The sequence below is a fragment of the Streptomyces spinosus genome, assembly GCF_020400655.1.
GTDB lineage: Bacteria > Actinomycetota > Actinomycetes > Streptomycetales > Streptomycetaceae > Streptomyces > Streptomyces argyrophylli.
Genome location: NZ_JAINRC010000002.1, coordinates 183,441 through 197,918 on the forward strand (window position 1 = coordinate 183,441; position 14,478 = coordinate 197,918).

Consider the following 14,478-nt stretch of genomic DNA (forward strand, 5'->3'; position numbering starts at 1 on the left):
GCCACTCTTTCGAGTGAGAACACGGTGAGTCCTATACCTGATCAAGGCCCTCTTACGGGCGGAAAAGTCGGGAAAGCCCCCTCTCCGCCACCCGTTGGGCGGTAGGAAGGTGGCCGCACGTCGGCAGGGAGTGTCACGCTACGTGACCGGTCGTGATCAGTAGGGAGTGCCGGGTGGGTCAGCCGGAGATGCAGCCCGAGGGTCCGCCTCAGGACGGGCGGGGCGAGGGTGCGGCCGGGCTGCGGCCGGGCGATCTGACCGGGCGGGCCTTCCCGCTCGGGGACTGGGGCGAACCCGCCGAGCGGCTGGACGAGCTGTACCGGTGGGTGGAGCGGCGGGCACTGGAGACGGCCGACTGGTACCTGCGGGACCGGGTGTGGAAGCGGCGCGGGGCACGTGTGCTGCGGGTCGGGGCGGCGGCCGGGGCCGTGGCCGGGGCGGCGCTGCCGCTGCTGGACCTCACCGGGGCGGCCGGCGGGGTGGCACCCTGGGGCTGTCTGGCGCTGCTGCTCGCGGTGTCCTGCGTCGGCATCGACCGGTTCCTCGGGGTCACGTCGGGCTGGATGAGGGACGTGGCCACGGCCCAGGCGGTGCACCGGCGGCTCCAGGCGTTGCAGTTCGACTGGGCGTCGGAGTGCGTGCGGGAGATGCTCGGGCCGGCGGAGGGCACGGCGAGCGAGGCGGCCGAGCGGTGCCTGTCGGTGCTGCGGCGGTTCTCGGAGGACGTCACGGAGCTGGTGCGCACGGAGACGACCGACTGGATGGTGGAGTTCCGCACGGGGGCGGCGCCGCTGGGCATCCAGACGGCGGTGGCGCCGGTGCCGCGCCAGGAGGCCGGGGGCCCGGGCACCCGCTTCCTCCTGCCACCGGCGAACGGCAGCCGCCCGAACATGCCGCGGCAGCGGCCGCCGGAGCCGCGGTGAGCGTTCCGACGGGGGCGCGGGGAACCACTCATGTGGGTGCCCCCGCCACTCCCCGGAGCCGGACGATGGTGGAGTCACGGTACGCGCGCGGACAGGCCCCGGCGGAGCCTGTCCACGAACGTTCGCCCGACGTTCAACCACCCCGGGGCCAGCGCGTGTTGGCGGCCGTCGCGGTCACTCCTTGCTGTAGGTGAGGCTCTCCCCGCCGCCCGCCTTCGCCCGCTTCAGCCGTCCGTCCGGCAGCAGGGTGACCTCGGTCGCCTCGCCCGGGGTGCAGGAGGAGGCGGGCTCACCGCTGGTCACGGTGGACGGGCCGATCTCCAACGGACCGCCGTCACCGGGCTGTCGGGCCAGCTCCGCCTCGAAGACGCAGTGGTACGACCCGCCGCCCGCGGTCGGCCCGTCCGCGACCAGCGTCAGCACGGTGTCGCCCACCTCGCCCTGCCGGATGGTCAGTTCACGGCTGTTCGAGCCGTCCGCGTTGTCGATGGCCGTCCGCCAGGTGCCCAGATAGGCGTCCGGCACCGCGCCGGCCGTGGAGGCGGAGGGGGACGGCTCCCGCGTCGCGGACGGGGAGGGCGTGCCGGAGTCGTCCGGTGACCCGGAGGTGGCGGTGGGCGCCGGGACGACCGTGCCGCCGCCCTTGTCGTCGGTCCCGCCGCCGTTCCTCATCAGCGCGTACACCGAACCGCCCGCGCCCAGCGCGACGACCAGCGCGATCACGACGAGCAGCGCGGTGGACCGCCCGCTGCGCCGCTCGGGGTCCACCGGGACGCCGACGGTGGACGGCCCGTACGGCGTGGTGGAGCCGGGCGGCGGATACCCGTAACCGGCGGACCGGGGATGCGGCGGGTGCGGCTGTGCGTACGGCTGCTGGGGGTACGGCTGTTGCGCGTAGGACTGCTGCGGGTAGTGCTGCTGGGCCGGGGGCACTCCGTACGCCGGTCCGAACCCGGCGGACGCGGGCGGCGCACCGGGCGGCGGCGGAGTCCCGGCGGGGACCGCGGTGGGCAGGTGGTCGGCGCTCCCCGCGTCCCCGCCGTCGGAGACGGCGGCGTGCTCGGGCCCCCGGCCCGGACCGGACCCCGGCCCCGCCCCCCGCTCCGGGTCCTCCGCGTCCAGCAACCGCACCGCGTGCCGGCCGAGCTGCGCGACCAGCGAACTCGGCAGCCAGGGGTCCCGCGACCGCCCCTCGGCGACGGTGTCCTCCACCCCCGTCCGCTCCAGGATCGCGTCCAGCGAGGGCCGGGCCCCCGGCTCCTTGCGCAGGCAGTCCCGGACGAGGTCGGCGATCCCCTCCGGCACCCCGGTGAGATCCGGCTCCTCCTGGGCGATCCGGAACATCAGCGCGTGCGCGCCGCTGTCGGCGCCGCCGAAGGGAAGGGTCCCGGTCGCCGCGTACGCCAGCACGGACCCGAGGCAGAACACGTCGCACGCCGGTGTGATCCGGTCCCCGCGGACCTGCTCGGGCGCCATGAACCCCGGCGACCCGACGAGCGCGCCGGTCCGGGTGAGGCCCTCCCCGCCGGCGGTCGCCGTCTCCCGGGCGCGGGCGATCCCGAAGTCGATCACGCGGGGCCCGTCGATGGTCACGAGCACGTTGGACGGCTTGAGGTCCCGGTGCACGATCCCGGCCGCGTGGATGTCCTTCAGCGCGTGCGCGAGCCCCGCCGCCAGGATCCGTACCGACCGCTCGGGCAGGGCCCCGTGGTCGTGTCCGACGACCTGCTGGAGGCTCGGCCCGGCCACGTACCCGGTCGCCACCCACGGCACGGCCGCCTCGGTGTCCGCGTCCAGCACGGGCGCGGTCCAGTAGCCGCCGACCCGGCGCGCGGCGTGCACCTCCTGCCGGAACCGCGCCCGGAACTCCTCCTGCGCGGCCAGGTCCTCCCGGACGAGCTTCACCGCCACGGTCCGCCCCCGGTCCGAGCGCGCCAGATACACCTGCCCCATGCCGCCCGCGCCGAGCCGCGCCAGCAGCCGATAAGCGCCGATTTCCTGCGGATCCCCCGGCCCCAGCTTCTCCATCCGCGTCCGCCTTCCCCCCATAGGTCTGCGACGACCGAGAATAGTGCGGCGGCAGGACAGGACGTCCCTCCTCCGGCGATCTCCGGCCGGTCCCGGCCGGTGCGCCGTCGACAACCTGTCGCGCTTTGCCCCCGCCCACGGAACAGGACGCCGATAGGACTTCCGCATCGCGGACATCTACGCTCGGCCGCATGACCTCTCAGCCCAGCCCCGAAGCCGGCGCCGCGGTGAAGGCCGCGGACCGCGCGCACGTCTTCCACTCCTGGTCGGCCCAGGACCTCATCGACCCGCTCGCCGTCGCCGGCGCCGAGGGGTCGTACTTCTGGGACTACGACGGCACGCGGTACCTGGACTTCACCAGCGGACTCGTCTTCACCAACATCGGCTACCAGCACCCGAAGGTCGTCGCGGCGATCCAGGAGCAGGCCGCGAAGCTGACCACCTTCGCGCCCGCGTTCGCCGTCGAGGCCCGCTCGGAGGCGGCCCGGCTGATCGCCGAGCGGACCCCCGGCGACCTCGACAAGATCTTCTTCACCAACGGCGGCGCGGACGCCGTCGAGCACGCGGTCCGCATGGCCCGGCTGCACACGGGCCGCCCGAAGGTGCTCTCGGCCTACCGCTCCTACCACGGCGGCACCCAGCAGGCCATCAACATCACCGGCGACCCGCGCCGCTGGGCCTCCGACGGCGCCGCCGCCGGTGTCGTCCACTTCTGGGCGCCGTTCCTCTACCGCTCCCGCTTCTACGCCGAGACCGAGGAGCAGGAGTGCGCCCGGGCGCTGGAGCACCTGGAGACGACGATCGCCTTCGAGGGCCCGGCGACCATCGCGGCGATCATCCTGGAGACCATCCCGGGCACCGCCGGGATCATGGTGCCGCCGCCCGGCTACCTGGCCGGGGTGCGCGAGCTGTGCGACAAGTACGGCATCGTCTTCGTCCTGGACGAGGTCATGGCCGGCTTCGGGCGGACCGGCGAGTGGTTCGCGGCCGACCTGTTCGGCGTCACCCCGGACCTGATGACCTTCGCCAAGGGCGTGAACTCCGGATACGTCCCGCTCGGCGGCGTGGCCATCTCGCGGGAGATCGCGGAGACCTTCGGCAAGCGCCCCTACCCCGGTGGCCTCACCTACTCCGGCCACCCGCTGGCCTGCGCCGCCGCCGTCGCCACGATCAACGTGATGGCGGAGGAGGGCGTCGTGGAGAACGCCAAACGGCTCGGCGAGAGTGTGGTCGGCCCGGGCCTGGCCGAGCTGGCCGCGCGGCACCCGAGCGTCGGCGAGGTGCGCGGTACCGGCATGTTCTGGGCGCTGGACCTGGTGAAGAACCGGGAGACCCGGGAGCCGCTGGTGCCCTACAACGCGGCCGGCGAGGCGGGCGCCCCGATGGCCGCGTTCACGGCCGCCGCCAAGCGGCACGGCCTGTGGCCGTTCGTGAACATGAACCGCACCCACGTCGTCCCGCCGTGCAACGCGAGCGAGGCCGAGCTGAAGGAGGGTCTGGCCGCGCTCGACGCCGCGTTGAGCGTCGCCGACGAATACACGGTGTGACCGTACGGTGCCTGCCGCACGGCGGGTCCGAACGCGTAAGGTGACGTGCTCGTACGCAACAGCGACTCGCGTAGATCGCGAGTCCGTACGAGTACGTCACCCGGACGTGTGAGGAGAGGCACGGACATGCCCGGCAACGGCACCGTGACGCGCAGCACCCTGCGCCAGCAGATCGCGGACGCGCTCCGCGACGAGGTGCTGGCCGGCCGGCTGCGCCCGGGCCGGGCGTTCACCGTGAAGGAGATAGCCGACCAGTACGGCGTCTCCGCCACCCCCGTCCGCGAGGCGCTGGTCGACCTGTCCGCGCAGGGCGTCCTGGAGGCCGACCAGCACCGCGGCTTCCGGGTGCCCGAGTACTCGGTCACCGACTACCGGAACATGATCGAGGCACGCAGCCTGGTCACCGACGGCATGTTCGAGGTCCTCGCCGCCGGCCACCCCGCCTTCCGCACGCCGCCCGATGACCCCCGCACGGCCGCCGCCCTGGCCACCGTGCGCCGCCGCGGCGAGGAGGCCCAACGGGCCGCGAACGCCGGCGACCTGTCGATCCTCATCGGCTACGACCTGCGCTTCTGGCGCGAACTGAGCGTCCTCTTCGGCAACCCCTACCTCGGTGACTTCCTGCACCGTCTGCGCGTGCAGTCCTGGGTGTGCGTGGTGCAGCACCTGCTGCGCCTGCCGGACCTGCGCGGCCGGCTCTGGGCCGGGCACACCGAGCTGGTCGACGCGCTCGCCCGGCGGGAGGCCGAGACGGCCCGCGCGATCGTCGCCGCCTCCAACGCCGACTCGCTGGCACTGCTGGAACACCTGACCAACGGGTAAGTGACCGGTACGGCCCGTCCGGTCCGTACGAGGGGAGCCGCCCAGGGGCCGTACCGACTACCCTTCCCTGACCACCTGCTGCCGTGCGTGACCGCGCGCCTGCCGATGTAGGAGCCCTCTTTTGGCCTGTGACCTGTGGCTGGTCCCGCTCGTGGACGTGTTGTGCCACACCCCGGACAACCCCTTCGCCGAGGAACTCGCGCAGTACGACAAGGCTCTCGCCGAGGCGGGTCTGCCGCCGGTGCCGGTGTACCAGTACATGCCGGGCCTGTCCGGTGACGTCGCCCCGGTCGCCGGTTTCGACTACGACGCCCTGCACTTCCTGCGCCGGGCCTACCTGCTCCAGGTCTGCGGCCTGCCGGTGACCCCGGTGGACGAACTCGGCGGCGACTACGAGCAGTTGCTGGAGATGTTCGAGTCGACCGCCCAGCAGTCCCACCTGGTCTGGCACTACGACCACGCGGGCGCGTACGTCCCCGTCGACTTCCCGCACCCGCTGTCGAACGACGAACTCCTCGCGGGCGGCGGCCCGTTGGGCTCGTCGCAGACGCTGCTGCGCGAGCTCCAGCACGTCGCCCCGACCATCGGCATCGACCCGGCGAACCCCCCGGCGCCCCCCGCCCCGCCCGCGGCCCCGACGGAGCTGGAGGAACCGGCCCCCGCCGCCCCCTACGACCCCAGCCCCTTCGCCCGCGAACGGCACGTCTGGCTCGGCCTGCACGCGGCGGCGACCCGCTCGCTGGCCCAGGGCTCGATGATCGTGTTCAGCTGACGCCGACGTGTTGCTTGGCCAGAGCATTATTCACTCTTGGGCTTTCCGGCCCGATCGGACGATCTTGATCGAAATAGGGTCTACGGATCGGCGCACCACCGGAGGGGACAGGGACGAGGTATGAGCGACGAGATACTTCACATCAAGATCGCCGATCTCAAGGCGACCGCACCGCACTTCCACGCCCACAGCTCCGACCTGGCCAAGGCGCTCGCACGACTCAAGTCCGGTCTCACGGCCGCCGGTTCTCCCTGGGGCGACGACGACCAGGGCGCCGAGTTCCACGAGCACTACGGCCCGCTGGTGACGAAGATGGAAAACGCCGCCAGCATCCTCTCCCAGGGGCTGCAGAGCATCCACGACGCCATGAGTGACATGGCCGACGGCCACATCGACAACGAGTACCTCGTGCGCTCGATGTTCTCGCGGATCACCGTCGAGGGCGGTGACTCCGCCAAGTGAGTGCCGCGGACAAGGCGAAGGAGATCGTCCAGGACGTCACCGGCATGTGGTGGCCCGCCGCCGACGAGGACGGGCTCCGGGACGCGGCCAAGGCCTGGCGGGACTTCGCCGATGACATCGAGGACGTGCTGGTCGCGGCCAACAAGTCGGCGCGCAGCATCATCGAACACAACAAGGGCGAGGCGATCAGCGCCTTCGACGACCCGTTCTGGCGGCGCTACTACCACGATGGCCGCGGCTGGCTGAAAGACCTGGCCGACAGCGCCCGAGACATGGCCAAGGCGCTCGACACATATGCCAATGCCGTCCACGCCGCCGTCAAGCGGCTGGAGCACGAGCTCGAAATCGTCGGTGCGACCATCGTCGCCGGTACCGCGCTGGCCATCTTCACCGCCGGCATCTCGGAAGCCGCCGCGGCGGCGGCCACCGCGGGAATCGTCGACCTCGCGGCCACCCTGGGTGTCACGGTGTCGACGGAGATCGCCACCATCGCGGGCACCACGCTCGCCACCGCTTCCATCGCGGGTGTCGAGTCGGTCACCGTCGACCTGGCCGTCGCACAGCCGATGAAGATCGCCGCCGGCATGCAGGGCGGATTCAGCCTGGACGAGGCGAGCGACTCAGCGCTCACCGGCATGGCGTTCGGCGGTGTCCTGGGCGCCGGGGCCGGGGGCGTCCAAGCCGCCGTCGGCGCCGGCGGAGTCCGGAACATGTTCCTGGGTGTGGGCACCGACCTGGACGGTCTGTCCGCACTGCCGGCCCCCCGCTTCAACGACGAGTGGCTCACCGGAGCCCGCCGCCGCCCGAGGGACATCCTCGACGACCCGGCCCAGACCCGCTGGGCGGAAGCCGCCTACGAGGACTTCCTGAAGAACCCGCGTGACATCCAGGCCATCAGCCGCAACACCCAAGCGGTGCCGCGCGCGAACGGTTCGACGGGGTTCTCGGAGGAGGAGATCGGCGCGATCAAGAAGCACGTCTTCGACACCGAGCACCCGATCGAGGATTACGAGACGGGCCAGGTCGTCGTCCGCAAGTTCGACGCGGACGCCGAGATCGCGGACGCCTGGATCCGCCTTCGCTCCGGCAACGCGCTGCCCGAGGACCACGTGCTGCTGGAACACGAGCTGACCGAGCTCGGTTATCTGCGCGATCACCCGGGAGCCACCTACCAGGAAGCCCATCGCGTGGCGAACGAAACCTACAATTGGCAGAGCAAGGTGCCGCTGAACAAGCGGGAAGACTTCGAAGGTGAGTGGTGATGGCGTCCCTCGTCTACTTCAAGAAGGAGTCCGAGGACGGGGCGGTCATCCGCTACTCCTTCGGTGAGGACCCCGCGACGATGACGCGGCTCCTGAGCATGAACACGTACACGCGGACGGCCCAGCCGGACGACGGCGACCTCGACTACACCTTCCTCAAGGCGTCCCGGAAGATCAACGCCGTGTACGACGAGCGGTCACAGTGGCCGGAACGAGGGATGAGCGCGAGCTGAGCCGGGACAGCGGGAAGCGCTCGGGCACGCCGTCCTCCGAGGGTCCCCACGACACGGACCGGCGAACGCCAAGGCTCCTCGAATGAGGCCGTCACCAACGACGTGAACGGCCCAGGCTCAAAGATCGCCCATCCAGACGCGCCGCCCCAGCTCGTCCAGCTCTGCCTTGACTTGTCGGCACTCGGGCAACGCCCGGCTCAGCAGCCGCCAGTAGTCGGGGCCGTGGCCGGACACTCGGCGTACGACCGCATCACGCAGCGGCGCATGTTCCGCAGCGCGGCGATCACCTTCGACTTGCCGGAGGCGTTCGGGCCGAAGACGCCGAGAACGGTATGGACCGGGAGCCGCCTGCCGTCGGAGAGTTCCGTCTCGCGCGCCGTGGCCCGCTGGTCCTCGTCGTCCTCGTCGTCCTCGGGCGCGACAAACGACAGTTCCTGTTCGTCGCGCAGGGACCGGACGTTGGCCACCCGGAATCTCAGCAGCATCCCGCTTCCTTCACGACGGACACAGTGGGCGCCCCCTGCCCGGTCCGCACTGCGGAGGGCGGGACGGCCGGGCGGGTTCTCCGCACCGGCCACCCCATCAGATTCCCCGGGCCTGGGGAAAGGGACGCTCAGAGGAACGAGTTGATCTCGATCGTCTCGTCGCGGCCCGGGCCCACGCCGATCGCGGAGATCGGCGCGCCGGACATCTCCTCCAGCGCCTTGACGTAGTTCTGGGCGTTCTTCGGCAGGTCGGAGAAGGACTTCGCCTTGCTGATGTCCTCGCTCCAGCCCGGCAGCATCTCGTAGACCGGCTTCGCGTGGTGGAAGTCGGTCTGGGAGTACGGCAGTTCCTCGACGCGCTTGCCGTCGATCTCGTAGGCCACGCAGACCGGGATCTGCTCCCAGCCGGTGAGGACGTCCAGCTTGGTGAGGAAGAAGTCGGTCAGGCCGTTGACGCGGGTGGCGTAGCGGGCGATGACCGCGTCGAACCAGCCGCAGCGGCGGTCACGGCCGGTGGTGACACCGCGCTCGCCGCCGATGCGGCGCAGGGCCTCGCCGTCCTCGTCGAACAGCTCGGTCGGGAACGGGCCCGCGCCGACGCGGGTCGTGTAGGCCTTGAGGATGCCGATGACCCGGCTGATCTTCGTGGGACCCACGCCGGCGCCGGTGCAGGCGCCGCCGGCCGTCGGGTTCGACGAGGTCACGAAGGGGTACGTGCCGTGGTCGATGTCCAGGAGCGTGCCCTGGCCGCCCTCGAAGAGCACGACCTTGTCGTCCTCCAGGGCCTGGTTGAGCACCAGGACCGTGTCGGCGACGTACGGCTTGATCTGCTCGGCGTAGCCCAGCAGCTCCTCCACCACCTGGCCGACGGCGATCGCGCGCCGGTTGTAGAGCTTGGTGAGGATCTGGTTCTTGACGTCGAGGGCCGCCTCGACCTTCTGGGTCAGGATCGACTCGTCGTAGAGGTCCTGGACCCGGATGCCCACACGGTTGATCTTGTCGGCGTAGGTCGGGCCGATGCCGCGTCCGGTCGTGCCGATCTTGCGCTTGCCGAGGAAGCGTTCCGTCACCTTGTCGACGGTCACGTTGTACGGCGTGATGATGTGCGCGTTACCGCTGATCAGGAGCTTTGACGTGTCGACGCCACGCTCGTTCAGACCGCTCAGCTCGGAGAGCAGGACCGACGGGTCGACGACGACACCGTTACCGATGACCGGCGTACAGCCGGGCGACAGGATTCCGGAAGGGAGGAGGTGGAGCGCGTACTTCTGGTCGCCCACGACGACCGTGTGGCCGGCGTTGTTGCCGCCCTGGTAACGCACCACATAGTCGACGGAGCCACCGAGCAGGTCCGTCGCCTTTCCCTTGCCTTCGTCACCCCACTGAGCACCGAGCAGCACAAGTGCGGGCACGCGCGTACACCCCTTCCGGGCGGGGCATGTCCAACGTCGGGGGCTTGGGCGTAAGGTTCACCGCCGCGTACCACTGCGACCGCCGTTGGTCGCACAACCGTCGGACCGGGTGCCCCGGAATAGACGAAGCCCCTGGCGCAATAGCGCAAGGGGCTCTTGCACAAAGATGCTACCCGAGGAAGCGAGGCAGGACCGAGGTGGCGACTTTCGCGACGTCCGATCAGCTGCTGGTGATCATCGATCCATCGGCACGGCAGGCGGACGGGGAGTCCGTACGGATCGCGAAAGACGTGCTCAGCGCGGGTGCGGCGGCGAAGGTGTGCCTGCCGGACGGGCCGGAGGAATTCGCCCGCGCGCTCGGCCGTCGGGGGTCCCGGCGGCCGGTGGTGATCGGTGACGACCGTGCGCTGGTGCGGGCCGTCACCCTGCTGCACCGGCGGCGGGAACTGGCCGGATGCGCGCTGTCCGTGGTGCCGGTGGGGGATTCGGCGCTCGCCGAGTCGCTCGGGGTCCCCGGCGGCACGGTGGCCGCGGCGCGGGCGGTCCTGGACGGCGCCGAGCGGCGGCTGGACCTGCTGGTGGACGACAGCGACGGGGTCGTGCTCGGCACGCTGGGCATTCCGCCGGCACGCCCGGTCCCCGCCGAGCCGGTCCCGCTCGGCCCGGACCGGCCCTGGTACCGCTCGCTGGCCCGCACCCTCGCCCCCCGTCCCACCCGGCTGTCCGCCGTGCCGTCCCCGCGCGTGACCCGGCTGCGGGTGGAGGTGGACGGGGAGACGGTGGTCGACCTGGACCAGCCGGTGGAGGCGGTGTCGGTGACCCCGGGCCGGACCGGGACGGCCTCGGTGGAGGTGCGGCCCCTGTCGGTGGGCGCGGAGGCGACCCCGCTGCTGGCCTCCGGGCACACGGTGACGGTCACGGGGGCGGACTTCCGCTACCGGGCGGACGCGGCGGTCTCGGGCCCGGTACGGCGCCGGACGTGGCGGGTCCTGGCGGGCGCGTGGGCGCTCACGCTGCCCCGTACTCCTCCTCCCGGTACTGCTTGAGTTCCCGCGTGCCGAGCACGGTGCCGACGGCTCGTCGATGAGCCGGACGGGTGATCAGCGCACCTCCACGCGCAGCCCCTCCAGGCCCCGGATCACGAAGTTCGGCTTCCGCTTCGGCTCCTCGGCCAGGGTCAGGGTGGGGGCCTGCCGGAGGAGGGCCGTCATGGACGCCGCCAGCTCCATGCGGGCCAGGGGGGCGCCGATGCAGTAGTGGATGCCCGCGCTGAAGGAGATGTGCGGGTTGTCCTTCCGGGCGAGGTCCAGGCGGGCGGGGTCGGTGAAGACCGCCGGGTCGTGGTTGGCGGAGCCGAAGAGCATGGCGATCTCCGAGCCCCTCGGGATCGTCGTGCCGTCGATCTCGATGTCGTCCAGGACCCAGCGTTCGAAGAGCTGGAGCGGGGTGTCGTAGCGCATCAGCTCCTCGATCGCGGCGGGGACCAGGGAGTGGTCCGCGCGGAGGGCCGCGAGCTGGTCCGGGTTGCGCAGCAGCGCCCACCAGCCGTTCACCGTGGCGTTCACGGTCGCCTCGTGGCCGGCGTTGAGGAGCAGCACCGCCGTGGAGATCATCTCCTGCTCCGTGAGGCGGTCGCCCTCGTCGTGGGCCGCGATCAGCCCCGAGATCAGGTCCTCGCCGGGCTCCTGGCGGCGGGCCGCGATCAGCTCCCGCAGACAGTCCGAGAACTCCACCGACGCCCGTACCGCCCGCGCCGCCGTCTCCTCGGACGGGTTCAGCTCGTACATGCCGCAGATGTCCGCCGACCAGGGGCGCAGCTGCCCCCGTTCCGCCTCCGGGATGCCCAGCATCTCGGCGATCACCGCCACCGGCAGCGGCTCCGCCACGTCCGTGAGCAGGTCACCGCCGCCGTTGGCGGCCAGGGCGGCCACCAGGTCGTTCGCGAGCCCCTCGACGTACGGCCGCAGCCGCTCCACCGTGCGCGGTGTGAACGCCTTCGACACCAGGCGCCGGATGCGGGTGTGGTCCGGCGGCTCCAGGTCGAGCATGCCGTGGTCGTTGAGGGTGTGGAACGGCTCGTGCTCCGGCGGGGGCGGGGTGCGGCCGAACTCCTCGTGGCTGAAGCGGTGCTGGTACGTGCGGCCCAGCCGGCGGTCGCGCAGCAGCGCCGAGACGTCCGCGTGGTGCGGGACCAGCCACTGGTCGGTCGGCTCGTACCGGATCACCCGGCCGCGAGCGCGCAGCTGCGCGTAGGCCGGGTACGGATCGGCGACGAACGCCGGGTCCCAGGGGTCGAACGCGAGGTCGGTGGGGCCTGCCATGCGGGGACGCTAGCGCGCCGGGCGTCATCTGACCAGGACGTGGTCGTGGTCCAGGGGCTCGTCCTCCTCGGCTCCTCGCACCCGGCACGGCGGGTCAGCCGGGCGTCACCAGCCGGGCCTCGTACGCGAACACCGCCGCCTGGGTGCGGTCGCGCAGGCCGAGTTTCACCAGGATCCGGCTCACATGGGTCTTGATCGTCGACTCCGCCACCACCAGGCGCCCGGCGATCTCCGCGTTCGACAGGCCCTGCGCGATCAGGACCAGCACCTCCGTCTCGCGCTCCGTCAGTTCCCCGTACGCCGCCTGGGCCGCCGGCATCAGCCGTGGGGCGTGCGCCAGGCGGGAGAACTCCGTGATCAGGCGCCTGGTGACGGAGGGGGCCAGCAGCGCCTCGCCCGCCGCGACCACCCGCACCCCGTCGGCCAGCCGGCGTGCCGAGGCGTCCTTGAGCAGGAAGCCGGAGGCCCCCGCGCGCAGCGCCTGGTACACGTACTCGTCCAGGTCGAACGTGGTCAGCACCAGCACCTTCGCCGACTCGTCGGCCGCGACGATCTCCCGGGTCGCCTCGATGCCGTTCAGCTCCGGCATGCGGATGTCCATCAGCACGACGTCCGGGGACAGTTCACGGACCCGGTTCACCGCCTCCCGGCCGTTGACCGCCTCGCCGACGACCTCGATGCCCGGCATCGCGTTCAGCAGCACCGAGAATCCCTCGCGGACCATCATCTGGTCGTCCGCGATCAGCACCCGGATCGTCATGCCCCACCCTCGATCGCGGGGGCCGCCGCCGGCACCGGCAGGAACACCGCCACCTCGTAGCCCCCCTCGTCCGTGGCTGCCGCCGTCATCTCCCCGTTCAGCATCGACACCCGCTCCCGCATGCCCGTGATGCCGTGCCCGGCCCCGGGCGAGGGCTTCACCAGGTGCGGCGCCGGTGCCGGGCCGTTGACCATCCGCAGGCCCAGACCGCCCAGGACGTAGCCGATCTCGACGCGGGCGCCCGCACCGGGCGCGTGCCGCAGGGTGTTGCTCAGCGCCTCCTGCACGATGCGGTACGCCGACAGCTCCACCCCCTGCGGCAGCTCCCGCACCGCGCCGGTCACCACCTTCTCCACCTCCAGACCGGCCTCCCGCACGTTCGCGAGGAGCCCGTCCAGGTCGGCCAGGGTGGGCTGCGGGGCGTCCGGGGCCTCGTAGTCCTCGGCACGGACCACCCCGAGGACCCGGCGCAGCTCGGTCAGCGCCGCCACCGCGTTCTCCCGGATGGTGGCGAACGCCTTCTCCAGCTCCGGCGGCGGGTTCTCCACCCGGTACGGCGCGGCCTCCGCCTGGATGGCGACCACCGACATGTGGTGGGCGACCACGTCGTGCAGCTCCCGGGCGATCGTCGTGCGCTCCTCCAGCAGGGTGCGACGCGAGCGCTCGTGCTCGGTCACCGACTGCTGCGCGGTCACCTCCTGCTCGGCCTCCCGGCGCACGTGCCGGACCGTGACGGCCAGCAGGGCCAGCGCGGCCAGCACCAGCATGGGGCCGGTGTCGCTGCCGTCGTTCCCGTAGCCGAAGACGGTCTCGGCCCAGAAGCCGTACAGCGCGGTGAGCACCCACATCCAGCCCGCCGTGCGCGGCCGGGTCCGGCCCGCCACGATCGTGAGCACCAGCAGGTGGGAGACGAAGCTGCCCGGCGGCCAGGGCCGGCCGCCCCAGTCGTCGCCGAGGACCGCGGCGACCGTCGTCGCCGCGAACGACAGCCAGAAGGCGCCGACCGGACGCACCAGGGTGAGCAGCACCGGCGCCAGCGCGAGCAGCCCGCACAGCAGGGACGGCCCGCCGACGTCGGTGTTCACCGTGCCGACGAGCAGCGCCACGAGCCCGCCGGCCACCACCGTCGCGTGCGCGGTCCAGGCCGCGCGGGCCCGCGTCCGGTCGGACAGGCGGCGCGAGAGGCGGCCGTCCACCGTCGTGCGGGGCAGCGGCCGGTAGGCGAAGGCGTCGTGGAACAGGTCCTGCCGCAGCCCGCGCAGGGCGTCCACGGCCAGCCGGAACTCGGGGCTGCGCGGCCGGCCGGCCGTGCCCGGCGGTGTCGTCTGCGTGTGCGTCGTCTCGGTCACGTGCCACACGGTAGGCGCCGGCCGGACTCCCGGTCGTCCCCTCGCAGGGGGGTCCTCGGAGGTCCGTCTCAAGTACTACGAGCTCCCGCGGTACCTGCCGCG

General features: G+C 72.1%; 14 protein-coding genes. 8 read left to right on the forward strand and 6 right to left on the reverse strand.

What is annotated here, in order from left to right; genetic code table 11:
• Window positions 1-173 precede the first annotated feature (173 nt).
• The gene (locus LG395_RS04710) at window positions 174-923 is read left to right on the forward strand and encodes an SLATT domain-containing protein (protein ID WP_225808547.1); all 750 of its coding nucleotides are present in this window, start codon (window positions 174-176) and stop codon (window positions 921-923) included.
• A 174-nt stretch (window positions 924-1,097) separates the two neighbouring features.
• Here the strand turns inward: LG395_RS04710 and LG395_RS04715 are convergent, their stop codons facing one another.
• Window positions 1,098-2,951, reverse strand: a complete 1,854-nt coding sequence (locus LG395_RS04715; protein ID WP_225808548.1) for a protein kinase domain-containing protein — start codon at window positions 2,949-2,951, stop codon at window positions 1,098-1,100.
• Between the two features lie 191 nt (window positions 2,952-3,142).
• On the opposite strand from LG395_RS04715, the gene LG395_RS04720 reads away from it, so the two are divergent.
• From LG395_RS04720 to LG395_RS04745, 6 genes are all read left to right on the forward strand, one after another.
• Window positions 3,143-4,498 (forward strand): aspartate aminotransferase family protein, encoded by a 1,356-nt coding sequence (locus LG395_RS04720; RefSeq protein WP_225808549.1) that lies wholly within the window; start codon window positions 3,143-3,145, stop codon window positions 4,496-4,498.
• Window positions 4,499-4,624: 126 nt separating this feature from the next.
• Window positions 4,625-5,320, forward strand: a complete 696-nt coding sequence (locus LG395_RS04725) for a GntR family transcriptional regulator (protein ID WP_225808550.1) — start codon at window positions 4,625-4,627, stop codon at window positions 5,318-5,320.
• Between the two features lie 121 nt (window positions 5,321-5,441).
• Entirely contained in the window at window positions 5,442-6,092 is a 651-nt protein-coding gene (locus LG395_RS04730) for a putative DNA-mimic protein (protein ID WP_171154297.1), read from the forward strand.
• Window positions 6,093-6,212: 120 nt separating this feature from the next.
• Window positions 6,213-6,554, forward strand: a complete 342-nt coding sequence (locus LG395_RS04735; RefSeq protein WP_225808551.1) for a WXG100 family type VII secretion target — start codon at window positions 6,213-6,215, stop codon at window positions 6,552-6,554.
• Window positions 6,551-7,816 carry a WXG100-like domain-containing protein gene (locus tag LG395_RS04740; RefSeq protein WP_225808552.1) on the forward strand — a complete coding sequence of 422 codons (1,266 nt, stop codon included), beginning with the start codon at window positions 6,551-6,553 and terminating at the stop codon, window positions 7,814-7,816. Before LG395_RS04735 ends, LG395_RS04740 begins: the two co-directional genes overlap by 4 nt.
• A complete protein-coding gene (locus LG395_RS04745; protein ID WP_171154301.1) occupies window positions 7,816-8,049 on the forward strand; it encodes a hypothetical protein in 234 nt (77 codons plus the stop codon). Before LG395_RS04740 ends, LG395_RS04745 begins: the two co-directional genes overlap by 1 nt.
• Window positions 8,050-8,246: 197 nt before the next feature.
• Here LG395_RS04745 and LG395_RS04750 read toward each other — a convergent pair whose 3' ends face one another.
• Window positions 8,247-8,534 carry an AAA family ATPase gene (locus LG395_RS04750; protein ID WP_225808553.1) on the reverse strand — a complete coding sequence of 96 codons (288 nt, stop codon included), beginning with the start codon at window positions 8,532-8,534 and terminating at the stop codon, window positions 8,247-8,249.
• 128 nt (window positions 8,535-8,662) lie between these two features.
• On the reverse strand, window positions 8,663-9,946 hold the full coding sequence (locus tag LG395_RS04755) for an adenylosuccinate synthase (RefSeq protein WP_171154303.1): 1,284 nt from the start codon (window positions 9,944-9,946) through the stop codon (window positions 8,663-8,665).
• Window positions 9,947-10,143: 197 nt separating this feature from the next.
• Here LG395_RS04755 and LG395_RS04760 point away from each other — a divergent pair, with 197 nt between their 5' ends.
• Complete coding sequence (locus tag LG395_RS04760) at window positions 10,144-10,992, forward strand: diacylglycerol kinase family protein (RefSeq protein ID WP_225808554.1); 849 nt, start codon at window positions 10,144-10,146, stop codon at window positions 10,990-10,992.
• A 54-nt stretch (window positions 10,993-11,046) separates the two neighbouring features.
• Here the strand turns inward: LG395_RS04760 and LG395_RS04765 are convergent, their stop codons facing one another.
• From LG395_RS04765 to LG395_RS04775, 3 genes are all read right to left on the reverse strand, one after another.
• Window positions 11,047-12,267, reverse strand: coding sequence for a cytochrome P450 (locus tag LG395_RS04765; protein WP_225808555.1), 1,221 nt, complete (start codon window positions 12,265-12,267; stop codon window positions 11,047-11,049).
• Between the two features lie 94 nt (window positions 12,268-12,361).
• Window positions 12,362-13,027 carry a response regulator gene (locus LG395_RS04770; RefSeq protein WP_225808556.1) on the reverse strand — a complete coding sequence of 222 codons (666 nt, stop codon included), beginning with the start codon at window positions 13,025-13,027 and terminating at the stop codon, window positions 12,362-12,364.
• A complete protein-coding gene (locus tag LG395_RS04775) occupies window positions 13,024-14,376 on the reverse strand; it encodes a sensor histidine kinase (protein ID WP_225808557.1) in 1,353 nt (450 codons plus the stop codon). The genes LG395_RS04770 and LG395_RS04775 overlap by 4 nt, the downstream gene beginning before the upstream one ends.
• Window positions 14,377-14,478: the final 102 nt, after the last annotated feature.